The organism is Pseudomonas sp. FSL R10-0399 (assembly GCF_009600165.1).
Taxonomy (GTDB): Bacteria; Pseudomonadota; Gammaproteobacteria; order Pseudomonadales; family Pseudomonadaceae; genus Aquipseudomonas; species Aquipseudomonas helleri.
In genome coordinates this window covers 1-14,621 of the sequence record NZ_WIWK01000137.1, presented here as the reverse complement: position 1 = coordinate 14,621, position 14,621 = coordinate 1, and the positions used below count along the sequence as shown (strand labels likewise).

General features: G+C 59.9%; 12 protein-coding genes and 1 pseudogene. 7 read left to right on the top strand and 6 right to left on the bottom strand.

Annotation, left to right across the window (positions count from 1 at the left end; translation table 11 throughout):
• Positions 1 to 70 precede the first annotated feature (70 nt).
• From GHO41_RS25850 to aguA, 3 genes and pseudogenes are all read right to left on the bottom strand, one after another.
• Positions 71 to 1,033: pseudogene (locus GHO41_RS25850) on the bottom strand (OprD family outer membrane porin); the annotation flags it as partial.
• Positions 1,034 to 1,279: 246 nt separating this feature from the next.
• Complete coding sequence (locus GHO41_RS25845) at positions 1,280 to 1,963, bottom strand: DsbA family protein (protein WP_123750996.1); 684 nt, start codon at positions 1,961 to 1,963, stop codon at positions 1,280 to 1,282.
• A 192-nt stretch (positions 1,964 to 2,155) separates the two neighbouring features.
• Positions 2,156 to 3,262, bottom strand: a complete 1,107-nt coding sequence (gene aguA / locus GHO41_RS25840; RefSeq protein WP_048366852.1) for an agmatine deiminase — start codon at positions 3,260 to 3,262, stop codon at positions 2,156 to 2,158.
• Positions 3,263 to 3,512: 250 nt separating this feature from the next.
• On the opposite strand from aguA, the gene GHO41_RS25835 reads away from it, so the two are divergent.
• Genes GHO41_RS25835 through GHO41_RS25825 form a run of 3 tightly spaced genes read left to right on the top strand, consistent with a single transcriptional unit; the run spans position 3,513 to position 7,192 of the window.
• Positions 3,513 to 5,327 (top strand): sensor histidine kinase, encoded by a 1,815-nt coding sequence (locus GHO41_RS25835; protein WP_048388873.1) that lies wholly within the window; start codon positions 3,513 to 3,515, stop codon positions 5,325 to 5,327.
• On the top strand, positions 5,324 to 6,718 hold the full coding sequence (locus tag GHO41_RS25830) for a sigma-54 dependent transcriptional regulator (protein WP_153392685.1): 1,395 nt from the start codon (positions 5,324 to 5,326) through the stop codon (positions 6,716 to 6,718). The genes GHO41_RS25835 and GHO41_RS25830 overlap by 4 nt, the downstream gene beginning before the upstream one ends.
• Positions 6,719 to 6,736: 18 nt before the next feature.
• Positions 6,737 to 7,192 carry a thioesterase domain-containing protein gene (locus tag GHO41_RS25825; RefSeq protein ID WP_123750992.1) on the top strand — a complete coding sequence of 152 codons (456 nt, stop codon included), beginning with the start codon at positions 6,737 to 6,739 and terminating at the stop codon, positions 7,190 to 7,192.
• Positions 7,193 to 7,291: 99 nt separating this feature from the next.
• On the opposite strand, the gene cysQ is transcribed toward GHO41_RS25825, so the two are convergent.
• Together cysQ and nudE are read right to left on the bottom strand one after the other, a co-directional pair.
• Positions 7,292 to 8,116 carry a 3'(2'),5'-bisphosphate nucleotidase CysQ gene (cysQ, locus tag GHO41_RS25820; RefSeq protein ID WP_371929042.1) on the bottom strand — a complete coding sequence of 275 codons (825 nt, stop codon included), beginning with the start codon at positions 8,114 to 8,116 and terminating at the stop codon, positions 7,292 to 7,294.
• Positions 8,113 to 8,679 carry an ADP compounds hydrolase NudE gene (gene nudE / locus GHO41_RS25815; protein WP_048388865.1) on the bottom strand — a complete coding sequence of 189 codons (567 nt, stop codon included), beginning with the start codon at positions 8,677 to 8,679 and terminating at the stop codon, positions 8,113 to 8,115. Before nudE ends, cysQ begins: the two co-directional genes overlap by 4 nt.
• 88 nt (positions 8,680 to 8,767) lie before the next feature.
• Between nudE and yrfG the strand changes: the two genes are divergently transcribed.
• Entirely contained in the window at positions 8,768 to 9,430 is a 663-nt protein-coding gene (yrfG, locus tag GHO41_RS25810; RefSeq protein WP_153326010.1) for a GMP/IMP nucleotidase, read from the top strand.
• Positions 9,431 to 9,549: 119 nt separating this feature from the next.
• On the opposite strand, the gene lysM is transcribed toward yrfG, so the two are convergent.
• Positions 9,550 to 9,990 carry a peptidoglycan-binding protein LysM gene (gene lysM / locus GHO41_RS25805; RefSeq protein WP_048366859.1) on the bottom strand — a complete coding sequence of 147 codons (441 nt, stop codon included), beginning with the start codon at positions 9,988 to 9,990 and terminating at the stop codon, positions 9,550 to 9,552.
• Between the two features lie 66 nt (positions 9,991 to 10,056).
• Between lysM and GHO41_RS25800 the strand changes: the two genes are divergently transcribed.
• The 3 genes from GHO41_RS25800 to GHO41_RS25790 all read left to right on the top strand — a co-directional run bounded on the left by GHO41_RS25800 (position 10,057) and on the right by GHO41_RS25790 (position 14,223).
• On the top strand, positions 10,057 to 10,944 hold the full coding sequence (locus tag GHO41_RS25800) for a LysR family transcriptional regulator (protein ID WP_153326012.1): 888 nt from the start codon (positions 10,057 to 10,059) through the stop codon (positions 10,942 to 10,944).
• Between the two features lie 94 nt (positions 10,945 to 11,038).
• Positions 11,039 to 11,878, top strand: coding sequence for a formate dehydrogenase accessory sulfurtransferase FdhD (gene fdhD / locus GHO41_RS25795; protein WP_153435027.1), 840 nt, complete (start codon positions 11,039 to 11,041; stop codon positions 11,876 to 11,878).
• Positions 11,875 to 14,223: an FdhF/YdeP family oxidoreductase gene (locus tag GHO41_RS25790; RefSeq protein WP_048366862.1), complete on the top strand. Its 2,349-nt coding sequence runs from the start codon at positions 11,875 to 11,877 to the stop codon at positions 14,221 to 14,223. Before fdhD ends, GHO41_RS25790 begins: the two co-directional genes overlap by 4 nt.
• Positions 14,224 to 14,621: the final 398 nt, after the last annotated feature.

Sequence of the window (14,621 nt, the reverse complement as noted above, 5' to 3'; positions counted from 1 at the left end):
AAGCTGGGATGGCGACTGGAAAAAGTTGGGTAGTTTTTTTGAATAAAAACAATGGGTTATTTTATGTTTGATAAGAGTTGGCCAGCAAGATGGTGTTGCCGCCGTCGCCCACGCCGCCCGCATTGCGGTAGCCGCCGTATGGGTAGCCGATTTCACCGGTGCTGCTCTGGTAAGCCAGAACCAGCGAGTGCGCGCCGAACGCGTAGGTGGTTGCCAGGCTCCAGATCTTGTTGTCGGTGCCGTCAACCTTCAGCACGTCACGCGCGTAGCCAGAGTCTACGTGGGTGCGGTAGCCGTTGAAGTCAAACGTCAGGGACTGTTTGTCATCCAGTGGCAGGGCGTAGGTCATGCCCAGGTATTGCTTGCGCAGCTCGTCTTTCATCTCGGAGCCGTACAACGAGGCCGAGAAGCGCTCGGTGAACTTGTAGCTACCGCCGAACACGTTGATGCTCTTCAGGCCGCCGCTGTTACGCGCTTCAGCACTTTTACGCGACTCTTCGGTGAAACGACCCACGTTCAGTTCCAGGCCGTCGATCTCTTTGGAGGTCAACAGGGTACCGGTGAAGCTTTCTGGCATCAGACGGGAGTTGTCGTACATCAGTACCGGCAGAGCAGGCATTTGGTCACCGTATTTCAGCACGGTGTTGGAAATGCGGAACTTCACGGCAGCGCCAGCCTTGGCGATGTCGTGAGCGGCTTTGCCGTTATGGTCTTGCTTGAAGAAGTCGATGCCGCCTGCGCCGCTGCTGCCCTTGCCGCCGTCCAGACGCAGTGCGTAGATGCCGAAAGCATCCACACCCACGCCCACGGTGCCTTGGGTGAAGCCGGAGGTGAAGGTGCCGAGGAAGCCTTGGCCCCATTCAGCTTTGTCTTGTTGGTGGTGTTTGTAGTCACGGCTGATGTAGGCGTTGCGCGCCAATACGTTCAGGTGGCTGTCTTCTACAAAACCTTTTGCGTCAGCTTGATCGTTAGCCATGGCCTGGGTAGCACCGAGTACGCCCAGAGCGAGTAGACCTATCCGTGTTTTTAACATTTTATTTTCCTTATTTCAGAATAGAGGCGCGCTGTGGGTTTCAAGCTGAAACATTGAGTGGTGGTTGCTTCACATAACAAAAAAGACCCACACGAGACGCCGCGCGGGTCATTTAGAAAGTTGGTGCATGGCTTATCGCCACAGGCGTAGGCAGGGATCCTATCCGTCGTTAAGGCAAAGTGTCAATTTCGTGAAAAATTTGTTAATTGCCAGCAATTCAAAGACCGTTGATCGCGCCTTAACCTTTTACTCGTCGCAGCCATTCAGGCCGCAGGCGGGCGCTGAATCGTTTGGGCTTTGGGCGGGTGCGCGCAACCATTGCGCAAAGGCATCTGGCTTACCGATAAACGCCCCAAAATCGACCACTTGGTAGCGCCCGTCGAGTTCCAGAACCAGGGTAGGAAAGCCTTGGCCCCCCACCTGCCCGAGCAGTTTGCGGCTGTCTTTGATATGAGTGTGGGTCGGTTCGCCACGGGCCGCCTGGTAGGCCGTAACAAAAGCCTCGGTGGGCAGGCCGATTTCAGTGGCCAGTTCCTCCAGCACATCCTTGTCGCTAATCCGCCGCCCTTCGACATAGTGCGCCGTCTGTAAACGCCCCAGCAGTTCAAGGCCACGCCCGGCCAGTTGCTCGGCGGCCAACACGGCAGTGATGGGTGGCGCCGAATCAAAGACCGCTGTGGTGTCGCGCAGCAGCCCTTCAAAGTAAGCCTCGCCAAACGGCTGGCCGGTGTATTCGGCAATTCGCTGGTCATGGGGCATGACGTAGTCACGCAGTTGCGCAGACACAGGGCGGCGCTGGGCGCCGGTCATCATCCCGCCGCCATGGGCCACCACCGGCACAATGCCGCGGGCAGCGTCGATCAGCGGCTTGGCGCCATAGCACCAACCGCACAGCGGGTCATAGATGTAATGCAGAACGGGGGTGGTCATGAAGCGCTCCGAAGGTTCAATCAATCAGAGCGTCAGACTAGCGGTAAGGCGGGAACAGAAAAACGCTGCCAGCGCTTTTAGTGTGTTGCGTGAACCGGGCAAATAAAGGGCCTGTAGGAGCTGCCGCAGGCTGCGAGCTTTTAGAAGATCAAAAGATCGCGAGGCGAGCTCGCTCCTACAGTTTTGGGTGGGTCAGGCTTTGCGTGGGGCGGGTTGTTGCTGGGTCAGGCAGTGGATGTTGCCACCGCCCAGCAGCAATTCACGGCCCGGCACCATCACCACTTCGTGCTGTGGAAACAGGTTTTGCAGGATGTCTTTGGCCTCTGCGTCCATCGGGTCGTCGAAGCTTGGGGCGATGATGCCGCCGTTGACGATCAGGAAGTTCACGTAAGACCCGGCCAAACGCTCCGACGGATTACGGTCCTGGCTGCCAGCGACTTTATCCACACCGTCGCACTCTTCCTGGGTGGCGTACATCGGCCCCGGAATCGGCATTTTGTGCACAACAAAAGAACGGCCCTGGGCATCGGTGCTGGTGGCCAACACTTTCATCGCTTCGTGGCAACGCACGTAGTTGGGGTCGCGTTCGTCGTCGGTCCAGGCCAGCAGCACTTCACCCGGCGCCACGTAGCAGCAGAAGTTATCCACATGGCCGTCGGTTTCATCGTTGTACAGGCCATCGGGCAGCCAGATGATCTTATCCACAGCCAGTTGCGCGCGCAGCACGCTTTCAATCTCTTCACGGGACAGGTGCGGGTTACGGTTGCGGTTAAGCAGGCATTCGCCGGTGGTGATCAATGTGCCTTCACCATCAACGTGGATCGAACCGCCTTCCAGCACAAAACCTTCGGTGTAGTAGCGCGCCGAGCGCTCGATTTCGAGGATCTTGCTGCCCACTTGCTGATCGCGGTTCCACGGGAAGTACAACCCGCCGTCAAACCCGCCCCAGGCGTTGAAGTCCCAGTTCACGCCGCGCACTTCACCGGTGTCGTTGATCACGAACGTCGGCCCGCTGTCGCGCACCCAGGCGTCATCGTTGGAAAGCTCGACCACGCGGATGTTCGGCACATCGAGCTGTGCGCGAGCGTTTTCGTACTGTGCGGCCGACACCCCGACGGTCACCGGCTCGAAGCGGGCAATGGCCTTGGCCACTGCAGCGTGCGCGGCTTGCGCAGGCTTGCCGCCCAAACGCCAGTTGTCCGGACGCTCAGGCCAGATCATCCAGACTTGAGTTTGAGGAGCCCATTCGGCCGGCATGTGAAAGCCGTCAGCGCGGGGCGTGCTGTGCAAAGTAGTCATAACCTTCAGGACTCCAGGGAACCAAAAAAGAGGGGGATGGGCGCATCAATCAGGCTGGCCGGAAACAGTGGACGCCCGCCTGCATTTCGTCAAGAAAGGCCCCCTTTATAGCCGATAAATATCCACAATAAAAACCATTTATCGGATTTAACCCAGACAAAAACATTTTTAATACAGATATAAATCGAGATTAAAAATAGCGCTGGTAGCCTCACTCCTACGGGGTTTAAGCGTAGGTATACTGCGCCCTATGAACTCGACTCCTACAACTCCTCGCCGCCCCCGCTGGCGCAGCCTGGCCTTACTGGCGCTGTGCCTGGCGCCTTTGTTGTGGCCGCTGCAGCACTTGGCCGAGCGCTATTACCGCAGCGAACTGGCCGGGCAGAACCGCCAGACCCTCGACCTGTACGTGGCCAACTTGCTGGGCACGCTGCACCGCTATGAGGTGCTGCCACAAATTCTGGGCGAGCTGCCCGCGCTGCGTAATTCGCTGGCCGACCCGGAAGACCCGCAAACCCTGAGCACGGCCAATAAGTTGCTCGCGGAGATCAACAACCAGACCGGCGCCGAGGTCATGTACCTGATTGATGCCGATGGCAACACGGTGGCGACGTCGAACTGGGACAAGCCCGACAGTTTTATCCGACGCAACTTTGCTTTCCGTCCGTACTTCAGCGAAGCAATGGACGGCAAGTTGGGGCGCTTTTTCGGCTTGGGCACTACGTCCGGCAAACGCGGCTATTACTTTGCCGCCCCGGTGACCGAAGGCGATAAAAAGCTTGGCGTGCTGGTGGTCAAGGTAGACCTGGATCATACCGAGCGCTTGTGGGGCAACACCCCGGAGCAATTGCTGACAACCGACGACAACGGCGTGGTGATTCTCACGTCCCGGCCGGATTGGCGCTTCAAGGCCACACGCAAACTGTCGCCGCAAGAGCAACAGGACATTTTCGCCATCCTGCCCTACCCGACGCGCAACCTGCAGCCGCTGAACATCAACCCGGATTCGTGGGTGGTACAAACGCAAAAAATCGACGAGACCGGCTGGAGCGTGAACATTCTTGCGCCGCGTACCTTGATCGATCGCCCGGTGCGGACCGTGCTGGCCATTGGCGCGGCCACCTTGTTGGTGGTCATGCTGCTAATCAGTTTGATGATGCAACGTCGCCGTCATTACCTGGAGCGCATCGCCTTCGAAGCCAAGGCCCGGCGTGAACTCGAAGGCCGGGTGGCCGAACGAACCAGCGACCTTGAAGGCCTCAACCAGCGCCTGCGTAAAGAAGTGCTGGAGCGCGAGCATGCGCAGCAAGAACTGGTGCGCGCCCAGGATGACCTGGTGCAAGCGGGCAAGCTGTCCGCGCTGGGCACCATGTCGGCTAGCATCAGCCACGAACTCAACCAGCCGCTGGCAGCCATCCGCAGCTATGCCGAAAACGCCGAAGTGTTGCTCGACCATCAACGCACTGAAGACGCGCGCAGCAACCTCAAATTGATCAATGAGCTGACTGGGCGCATGTCTTCTATCATTGCGCACCTGCGCGCCTTCGCCCGGCGCGATCGCCATGCGCCTGAAAGCGTGGCGCTGCAACCGGCGCTGGACGATGCCCTGGCCTTATTGGCCAAACGTCGGCGCAGCATGGAAGTCGAACTGATCCGCGATTTACCCGCCGCCACGCTGTGGGTCGAGGCCGGTGAAACCCGTTTGCGCCAAGTGCTGGGCAACCTGCTGGCCAACGCCCTCGATGCGCTCACCGAGAAAGGCCCGCCCCGGCGGTTGTGGCTAAGTGCCCAATCCACGCCCGAAGGCGTCACTGTGTACATTCGCGACAACGGCCCGGGCTTTTGCATGGAAGCGTTAGGCCGCGCCGGTGAGCCGTTTTACACCACCAAAACCCGCACCCAAGGGTTGGGCCTGGGGCTGGCCATCTGCGACACATTAATCCGTGCGTTTGGCGGCGAATTGTTGTTCGCCAACCACAAAGAAGGCGGTGCCTTAATTACCCTACGACTGCGCGCCGGTGCACCGGGCGTGAGCTTGCAAGCTTCAGAGGACTCCAGGTCATGAGCCAACCCATTGATCCGCGCGTACAGGTCATCTTGATCGATGATGATCCGCACCTGCGCCAGGCGCTCTGCCAAACCCTGGACCTGGCCGGGCTTAAAGTGTTGCCGCTGGCCGAAGCCAACGGCCTGGCTGAACGCATCTCGCGGGACTGGGCCGGCGTGGTGGTCAGTGACATCCGCATGCCAGGCATGGACGGGCTGGAGCTGCTCACCCATCTGCACGCGCAAGACCCTGAGCTGCCGGTGCTGTTGATTACCGGCCATGGTGATGTGCCCTTGGCGGTGCAGGCCATGCGCACGGGCGCTTACGACTTTCTGGAAAAACCGTTTGCCAGCGACGCCCTGCTCGACAGCGTGCGCCGGGCGCTGGCCCTTCGCGCACTGGTGCTGGACAACCGCAGCCTGCGCCTGGCGCTCAGCGATCGTCAGCAACTGAGCGCACGGCTGGTGGGGCAATCTTCGGCCATGCTGCGCTTGCGCGAGCAAATTGGCGCCCTTGCCGGGACCAAGGCCGACGTGTTGATTCTGGGCGAAACCGGCTCCGGCAAAGAAGTCGTCGCACGGGCGCTGCATGACCTGTCGAGCCGCCGCAACGGCCCGTTCGTGGCGATCAACGCCGGGGCGCTGGCCGAGTCGGTGGTCGAGAGTGAACTGTTCGGCCATGAACCCGGTGCCTTTACCGGCGCGCAAAAACGCCGTATCGGCAAATTCGAATTCGCCAATGGCGGGACGTTGTTCCTCGACGAAATCGAAAGCATGAGCCTGGATGTACAGGTCAAGTTGCTGCGTTTGCTGCAAGAGCGCGTGGTTGAGCGTTTGGGCGGCAACCAGCTGATCCCGCTGGATATCCGGGTGATCGCCGCCACCAAGGAAGACCTGCGTCAGGCCGCCGACCAAGGGCGTTTTCGCGCCGACTTGTACTACCGGCTCAACGTCGCGCCGCTGCGTATTTCGCCATTGCGCGAGCGCGGTGAAGACGTGCTGGTGCTGTTCCAGCACTTTGCCGACGAGGCCAGCGCCCGCCACGGTCTGGCGCTCAACGTGTTGCAACCGGGCCAGCGGGCGCAGTTATTGCGCCACACCTGGCCGGGCAATGTGCGTGAACTGCAAAACGTCGCTGAGCGCTTTGCCCTGGGTCTGGAATTGGCCTTGGACGAAGGCGCTAGCGACGGCACAACGGCGTCAGACCTTGAGGTGTCTGGCAGCTTGAGCGAGCAGGTCGAACACTTCGAAAAGAGCCTGATTGCTGCCGAGCTTGAGCGTTCACACAGCTCGATGCGCAGCCTCGCCGAAGCGCTGGGCGTGCCGCGCAAAACCCTGCACGACAAATTGCGCAAGCACGGGCTGCACTTCGAGAGCGGCAGCCACCCTCACACCGATGAACTTGATTGACCTGAACAGGATCCGCGCATGAACCGCGACAGTCGTTATCTGGAATCCATCCTTCATCACGACATTCCGCTGACCCGTGAAATGGGCCTCAAAGTGGTTGCCTGGCATGATCGGCAATTGCGTTTGCACCTGCCGCTGGACGCCAACATCAACCACAAAAGCACCATGTTTGGCGGCAGCCTGTACTGCGGCGCGGTGCTGGCCGGTTGGGGCTGGTTGCATTTGAGCCTGCGCGAGGCCGGGATCGAAGACGGGCATATCGTGATTCAAGAAGGCCACATCAGCTACCCGCTGCCCGTGACCCAAGACGCCATCGCGCTCTGCGATGCGCCATCAGAGGCCGCGTGGAACAAGTTCCTGGCCATGTACAAACGCCACGGCCGCGCACGTTTAACCCTTGAAACGCGGATGATCAACGCCGACGGCGGGGACGATGCGGTGCGGTTTAGCGGGCAGTATGTGTTGCATCGGTAGTCTGCTGTTCGCCAAAACCTTGTAGGAGCGAGCTTGTCTCGCGATCTTTTAAAGATCAAAAGATCGCGAGGCGAGCTCGCTCCTACAGAGGGGTGGCTTTTAACCTTGCGCCAACGCCAACAACTGCTCACGCCACGGCGCCTTCGCGGGCAACGCCAAAAAATAGCCATTGAGCAGCGATTCCCGCGCCGGATACGTGAACGGCTGACCATCGAGCTGCAACACCACCCCGCCCGCCCCTTCAAGCACGCCTTGTGCGGCGGCTGTGTCCCATTGCGAGGTCGGCGCCAAACGCGGGTAACAATCTGCCGCGCCTTCAGCCAGCAAACAGAACTTCAATGAGCTGCCAATGTTGGCGGTTTCCAACTTCCCGACAGCCGTCTCCAGCCCGGCCAGTAAGCGCTCTTGCTCGGGGCTTGAATGCCGACGGCTGGCCACCACGATCAGCGGTTCTCCGGCGGGCGGCACGTCGCGCACATTGATCGGTACGATCACATCCGCATCTGCCCGCCAGGCGCCCAGGCCCGCGCCACCGTAGTAGCAACGACCACTGGTGGGCATTGAAACCACGCCGAACACCACGCGACCGTTCTCGATCAGAGCAATGTTGACGGTGAATTCTTCGCTGCCGGAGATGAACTCCTTGGTGCCGTCCAACGGGTCAACCAGCCACCAGCGGGTCCAGCCAGCGCGCACGCTCTGCGCGATGTTGGCGTCTTCTTCCGACAGCACCGGGATGCTTGGGTCCAACGCGGTCAGGCCATCGAACAAAATGTGGTGCGCCGCGAGGTCAGCTGCGGTGACCGGAGAGTTATCGTCTTTGGCGGTGACGGCAACATCCGCGCGCCAAAACGGCAAAATGGCCTCGCCCGCACGGTGCGCGAGTTCAATCACCGGGGCTAACAAGGGGTGTGCCAGGTTCACGGTTTGAACACTCCGCGCTGGGTCAACAGATCACGCGCCAGGTACAGCGCGGCCAAGGCACGGCCTTCGCTGAACTGCGGGTTTTGCACCAGGGTCGACAGCTCTCGCAAGTTGACCCGGTCAACCCGCATCGGCTCCGGCTCGTCGCCTTCGAGGTGGGCTTCGTACAGGTCAGATGCCAGCACCACCTGAATTTTCTGGCTCATGTACCCCGGCGACAACGACAGCTCAGTCAAATGCTCAAGCTGGCGGGCACCAAAGCCTGCTTCTTCTTTCAATTCACGCTCAGCGGCCGCCAGCACGTCTTCGCCCGGCTCGATCAAGCCTTTGGGCAACGAGACTTCATATTCGTCGGTGCCGCCACAATATTCTTCGACCAGGATGGCGTGTTCGGCATCAATCATTGCCACGATCATGACCGCGCCATAGCCGTTACCGCGCCCCACCAGCCGCTCGTAAGTGCGCTCAACGCCATTGGAAAAGCGCAGTTGCACTTCTTCGACCCGAAACAATCGGCTACTGGCAACAATTTCACGGGCAAGTACGGTGGGTTTTTGGCGCATAGCGGCTCCTCAATATGAACGGGTTACTATACCCCGGCTTTTCCGATTGTCTGTGTCGGATGTTTTTCTACTGTGGGAGAAGTTTTGCATGACAGCGTTACCTTGGCGCGACATTGATACCGTTCTGCTGGACATGGACGGCACACTGCTCGACCTGCACTACGACAACCACTTTTGGCTCGAACACCTGCCGAAGCGCTATGCCGAGCTGCATGGCATCAGCCGCGCCATGGCCGACCTTGAGCTCACGCCGCTGTTTGAAAACAACGCTGGCCAGTTGAAGTGGTACTGCCTGGACTTCTGGAGCCGCGAGCTGAAGATCCCGGTGCGTGAACTCAAGCTCGAAACCGCCCACCTGATTGCCCTGCGCCCGGATGCAGACACCTTTTTAGCGGCGATCAAACAGGCTGGCAAGCGGGTGATTCTGATCACCAACGCGCACCGCGATTCGTTGTCATTGAAGCTGGAGCGCATCGAACTGGCGCCGTATTTCGAGCGCCTGATCAGCTCCCACGATTACGGCTTCCCCAAGGAAAGCCCGGCGTTTTGGGATGCCCTGCAAGCCGATATCGGCTTTGACCCGAGCCGCAGCCTGTTTATCGACGACACCTTGCCGATTTTGCGCAGCGCCCGTGCATTCGGCATCGGCCACTTGCTGGCGGTCAAACAGCCAGACAGCAAAAAAGGCCCGAAAGACACCGAAGAGTTCGCAGCACTGGGGGATTATCGCGAGTTGCTGGAAGGGCTTTGAACACACGGCCACCACCAATCGTGGGAGCGGGCTTGCTCGCGATAGCATCGACGCGGTTATTCTGACAAACCGCATCGCCTACATCGCGAGCAAGCCCGCTCCCACAAGAGGGTGTGAGGTTACTCAGGAATACGCAGTGTCTGGCCTGGGTAGATTTTGTTCACGTCTTTGAGCAGCGGTTTGTTGGCTTCAAAGATTTTGTTGTACTGGTTAGCGTTGCCATACACCCGCAGCGAAATCGCGCTCAGGGTGTCGCCTTTTTGCACCACGACAAAACGCGAAGCCACAACAGCCGGACCGGTCACAGTGATCTGGTCGTCAACACTGGCGACGCCTTCAATGTTGCCAGCGGCCAAGACGATTTTTTCTTTCTCTTCTTGCGACGCGGCTTCGCCGGTGAGGGTTATCTTGTCGCCCTCAACCTCAGCTTTGATATTAGGATTGCCCAAGCCCACGTCCGCTACGTGCTTTTTGAGTTCGTCTGAGGCATTGGCATTACCCGGTGTAAACAGGTGGGCTAGCTTTTCACCTGCTTCTTTCACAAAGCTTAAAAGGCTCATCGGTCACGCTCCTGAAGGTTGAAATATCCAGAGACCTAAGCGTAGACCATCATTCCTGGAGCAACGATGGACATCAAACAGCTGAAATTCCTCATTGCCCTGGATGAAACCCGGCATTTCGGCCAGGCCGCTGCCCGTTGCCATATCACCCAGCCCACGCTGTCGATGCGCCTGCGCAGCCTTGAACAAGAGCTCGACCTGCAACTGGTCAACCGTGGCCAGCGTTTCGAAAGCTTTACCGCACCGGGTGAGCGCGTGCTCGCCTGGGCGCGTACGGTGCTGGCGGCCTACGACGGCTTGCAGGCCGAAGCGGCGGCCTGCCGCGGCAATTTGATCGGTACGTTGCGCCTGGGCGTGGTGCCGCTTTCAAGCTTCGACCCGCTGCCTTTATTGCAGCGCCTGCACCAGCAACACCCGGAGCTGCGCTTTGAACTGTCGGCCCTGAGTTCGGAACATATTCTTGAGCAACTGGCCAGCAACCAGCTCGACATTGGTGTGTCGTATCTGGACCGCCTCGACCACGAACGCTTTGACTCTCTGGCCCTGGGCATCACCCGAATGGGCTTACTTTACGACCAACGGCATTTCAACTTTGGCGAACAGCCCCTGAGCTGGGAGGCGCTGATTGAGTTGCCGCTGGGGCTGCTCAGCGGCGGCATGCACTTTCGCCAATCCATAGATCACAACTTCCACAGCCGTGGCCTCACGCCCCGCCCTTTGTTACAAACTGATGCCGTGCATCAGTTGCTGCAAGCGGTCCACGCGGGGCTCTGCTGCGCGGTCATGCCGCTGGAAGGCGGGCTTGAAGCGCTGACGGACACCTTGCGCCTGCACCCCATTGAAGACGCCCAAACCCTGGCCCAGCAGGGGTTGATCATGCGCCGGGAGGCGCCGCGTTCGGCGTTGGCAGAAGCCTGTTTTGCGCTGTTTCAGAAATCACTCAACCCGTCTTGATCGACGCCATCTATCAGCAGATCAACGCTAGCGATTAGACGCGACTTAGTGTCGCGCCTACGCTTAGGGTCATAGACCACGTTGGTAAAGCCCTATGAACGCCAAGCGCCCTTTGTGCGCGGCGCCCGCTATCAGTACGCCCGCGCCTGCTGCCAGCCAGACTTATCAGTACGTCACGCTCGACCACAGCAGTGGCGCAGAAACGGCGCTGGCTGAAGAAGTGGCCCTGGCGATTGCCTACAACGGCATCAGCCAGGCCGTGATGCTGGTGACGCCGACCGACCTTGAAGACTTTATCGTCGGCTTCAGTTTGGGCAGCGGCATCATCCATGACGCCAGTGAAATCTACGACCTCAAGCTCAGCGGCTCAGGCTCGGCGCAGTACGCGCAGGTCGAGATCGCCAGCCGGGCGTTCTGGAACCTCAAGCAGCAACGCCGCCAGCTGGCCGGTACCAGCGGCTGCGGGTTGTGTGGCGTCGAAGCGGTGGAGCAAGCGTTGCCGGACCTCAAGGTGCTGCCCGGTGCGCCATTGCCGCCCGCTCAGTGGCTGGACGGTTTGCGCCAGCGCATCAGCGAATTCCAGCCCTTGGGCCAACACTGCGGCGCGGTGCATGCGGCGGTGTATATGGATGCCAAGGGCGAACTGCTGATGGGCCGCGAAGACATCGGCCGGCACAACGCCCTGGACAAACTGATCGGTGCGCTGGTGCGCCAACACATCGACTTGAGCGGTGGCGCAGCGATTGTCACCAGCCGCTGCAGCCTTGAGCTGATTCAAAAAGTGTTGCGCGCCGGGATTCAAACCCTCATCAGCCTGTCCTCGCCCACGGGCCTGGCGCTGCAATGGGCCCGGCGTCACAACCTCAACCTTATTCATCTGCCACAAAAAAGCGCGCCACGGGTGTACAGCCCTGCGCAGGAGATTCAATCGTGAGCCTTCATCATCAAGCCGACCAAACCCCGACTCCGCGCTACAAGCCTTACAAAGGCCCGGCCGGCGGCTGGGGCGCACTGATCAGTGTGGCGCAGGCCTGGTTGACCAGCGACAACGCACTGAAAAACCTGCGCATGATGCTCAAGACCAACCAGAACGGCGGTTTCGACTGCCCGGGCTGCGCTTGGGGCGACTCGCCGGAAAGCGGCATGGTCAAGTTCTGTGAGAACGGCGCCAAGGCGGTGAACTGGGAAGCGACCAAGCGCCGGGTGGATGCGGCCTTCTTCGCTAAATACAGCGTCAGCGCGTTGCTGGAGCAAAGTGATTACTGGCTGGAATATCAGGGCCGCCTGACCGAGCCAATGCGCTACAACGCCGAAACCGATCATTACGAGCCCATCAGTTGGGACGCGGCCAACAGCGTGATCGCCCGTCATCTGCTGAACCTGTCGAGCCCCAACGAGGCCGAGTTTTACACCTCGGGCCGCGCCAGCAACGAAGCGGCTTATCTGTATCAACTGTTTGTGCGGGCCTTCGGCACCAACAACTTTCCGGACTGCTCCAACATGTGCCACGAAGCCAGCGGTGTGGCGCTGGCGCAAAGCATCGGGGTCGGTAAAGGCACCGTGACGTTCGACGACTTTGAACACGCCGACGCGATTTTCGTGCTGGGGCAGAACCCCGGCACCAACCACCCGCGCATGCTTGAACCGCTGCGTGAGGCGGTTAAACGCGGCGCTCAAGTGGTGTGCGTCAACCCGCTAAAAGAGCGGGGCCTGGAACGCTTCCAGCATCCGCAACACCCTCTGGAAATGCTCACCAACGGCGACCGCCCGACCAACACCGCCTACCTGCGCCCGGCGCTGGGCGGCGACATGGCGTTGCTGCGCGGCATGGCCAAGTTCCTGCTGCAATGGGAGCGCGATGCACAGGCGGCGGGCGAGCCGGCGGTGTTCGACCACGCGTTTTTGAATGAACACACCTCGGGCATCCTCGATTACATCTCCAGCCTGGACGACACCTCTTGGGAGCACATCGTCGAGCAGTCGGGCCTCACCTTGGTGGACATTGAGCGCGCCGCGCGCATGTACCTCAAGGGCAAGAACGTAATCATGTGCTGGGCGATGGGCATCACCCAGCACCGCCATTCGGTCCAGACCATTCAGGAAATCGCCAACCTGATGCTCCTGCGCGGCAACATCGGCCGCCCTGGCGCGGGCCTGTGCCCGGTGCGTGGCCACAGTAACGTGCAGGGCGACCGCACCATGGGCATCAACGAACGCCCACCGGTGGCCTTCCTTGATGCGCTGGAGCGCCGCTTCAATTTCAAAGTACCGCGTGAAAACGGCCACAACGTGGTCGAAGCCATTCACGCCATGCTCGAAGGCCGAGCCAAGGTGTTTATCGGCCTGGGCGGCAACTTTGCCCAAGCCACGCCCGACAGCCCGCGCACGGCCGAAGCGCTGCGCAATTGCGACCTGACGGTGCAGATCAGCACCAAGCTCAACCGCAGCCATTTGATGCATGGCAAAGAGGCGCTGATTTTGCCGTGCCTGGGCCGTACCGACATCGACCATCAGGCCGAAGGTCCGCAAGCGGTCACCGTTGAAGACTCGTTCAGCATGGTCCACGCCTCCAATGGCCAGCTCAAGGCACTGTCGAATCAAATGCGCTCGGAGCCTGCCATCATCGCCGGGATTGCCGCTGCCACATTGGGCACGCACCCCATCGACTGGAACTGGATCGTGGCCGACTACGGCCGCATTCGCGAGCTGATTGCCGACACCATTCCAGGATTCAAAGACTTCAACACGCGCATCCAGAACCCTGGCGGTTTCTACCTCGGCAACTCGGCCGGGGCGCGCCAGTGGAACACCCCGACCCAGCGCGCAAACTTCCGCATCAATGCGTTGCCGCAAGACCTGATCGACGCCCGCACCCGCGCCACGGGCAAGCTGCCGGACCTGATCCTGCAATCCATGCGCTCCCACGATCAGTACAACACCACCATCTACGGCCTCGATGACCGTTATCGTGGGGTCAAGGGCCAGCGCGACGTGCTGTTCGTCAACGAAGCCGACATCATCCGCCTGGGCTTCAAGCCGGGGCAGAAGGTCGACATCGTTTCGATTTGGGATGACCAGCATGAACGTCGGGTGAAGAACTTCACCTTGCTGGCGTTTGATATTCCGGCCGGGCAAGCCGCGGCTTACTACCCGGAGGTCAACCCGCTGGTGCCGCTGGAAAGCACCGGCGATGGCAGCCACACGCCAACGTCAAAATTCGTCGCGATATGCCTGGAAGCAGCCAGCCCGTCGAGATTGATCATGGCGAAGGCGAGCTAAGCGGCTACAGGGCTTTCAAACTGTTTTATTCAGGCACAAAAAAAGGCTGCTTTGGTTAAAAGCAGCCTGTCTGAACGAGAGATAGACTCTCGAAAAGTTATTAAGTTCCCCATCAAAAACAATAACTTAGGTAATTGTGTACAACTCGTGTTACTGGTCGGATTCCGATTGTAACCAACCCTTTTGAGCCTCAGGATCGCCCCGTCATTCTTTTGAGGCTCACCCATGAAGCTCACCTCCATTCTCTTGTTGTCCCTCGGCCTGGTCAGTGGCGTTGCCTCGGCCGGTGGCACCACCGAAGCCGGTGTAGGCGGCGCATTGGGCGGGGTGCTGGGCGCCGTGGTCGGCCAGCAACTGGGCGGTTCTACCGGCTCAACCATTGGTGCTGGTGTAGGCGG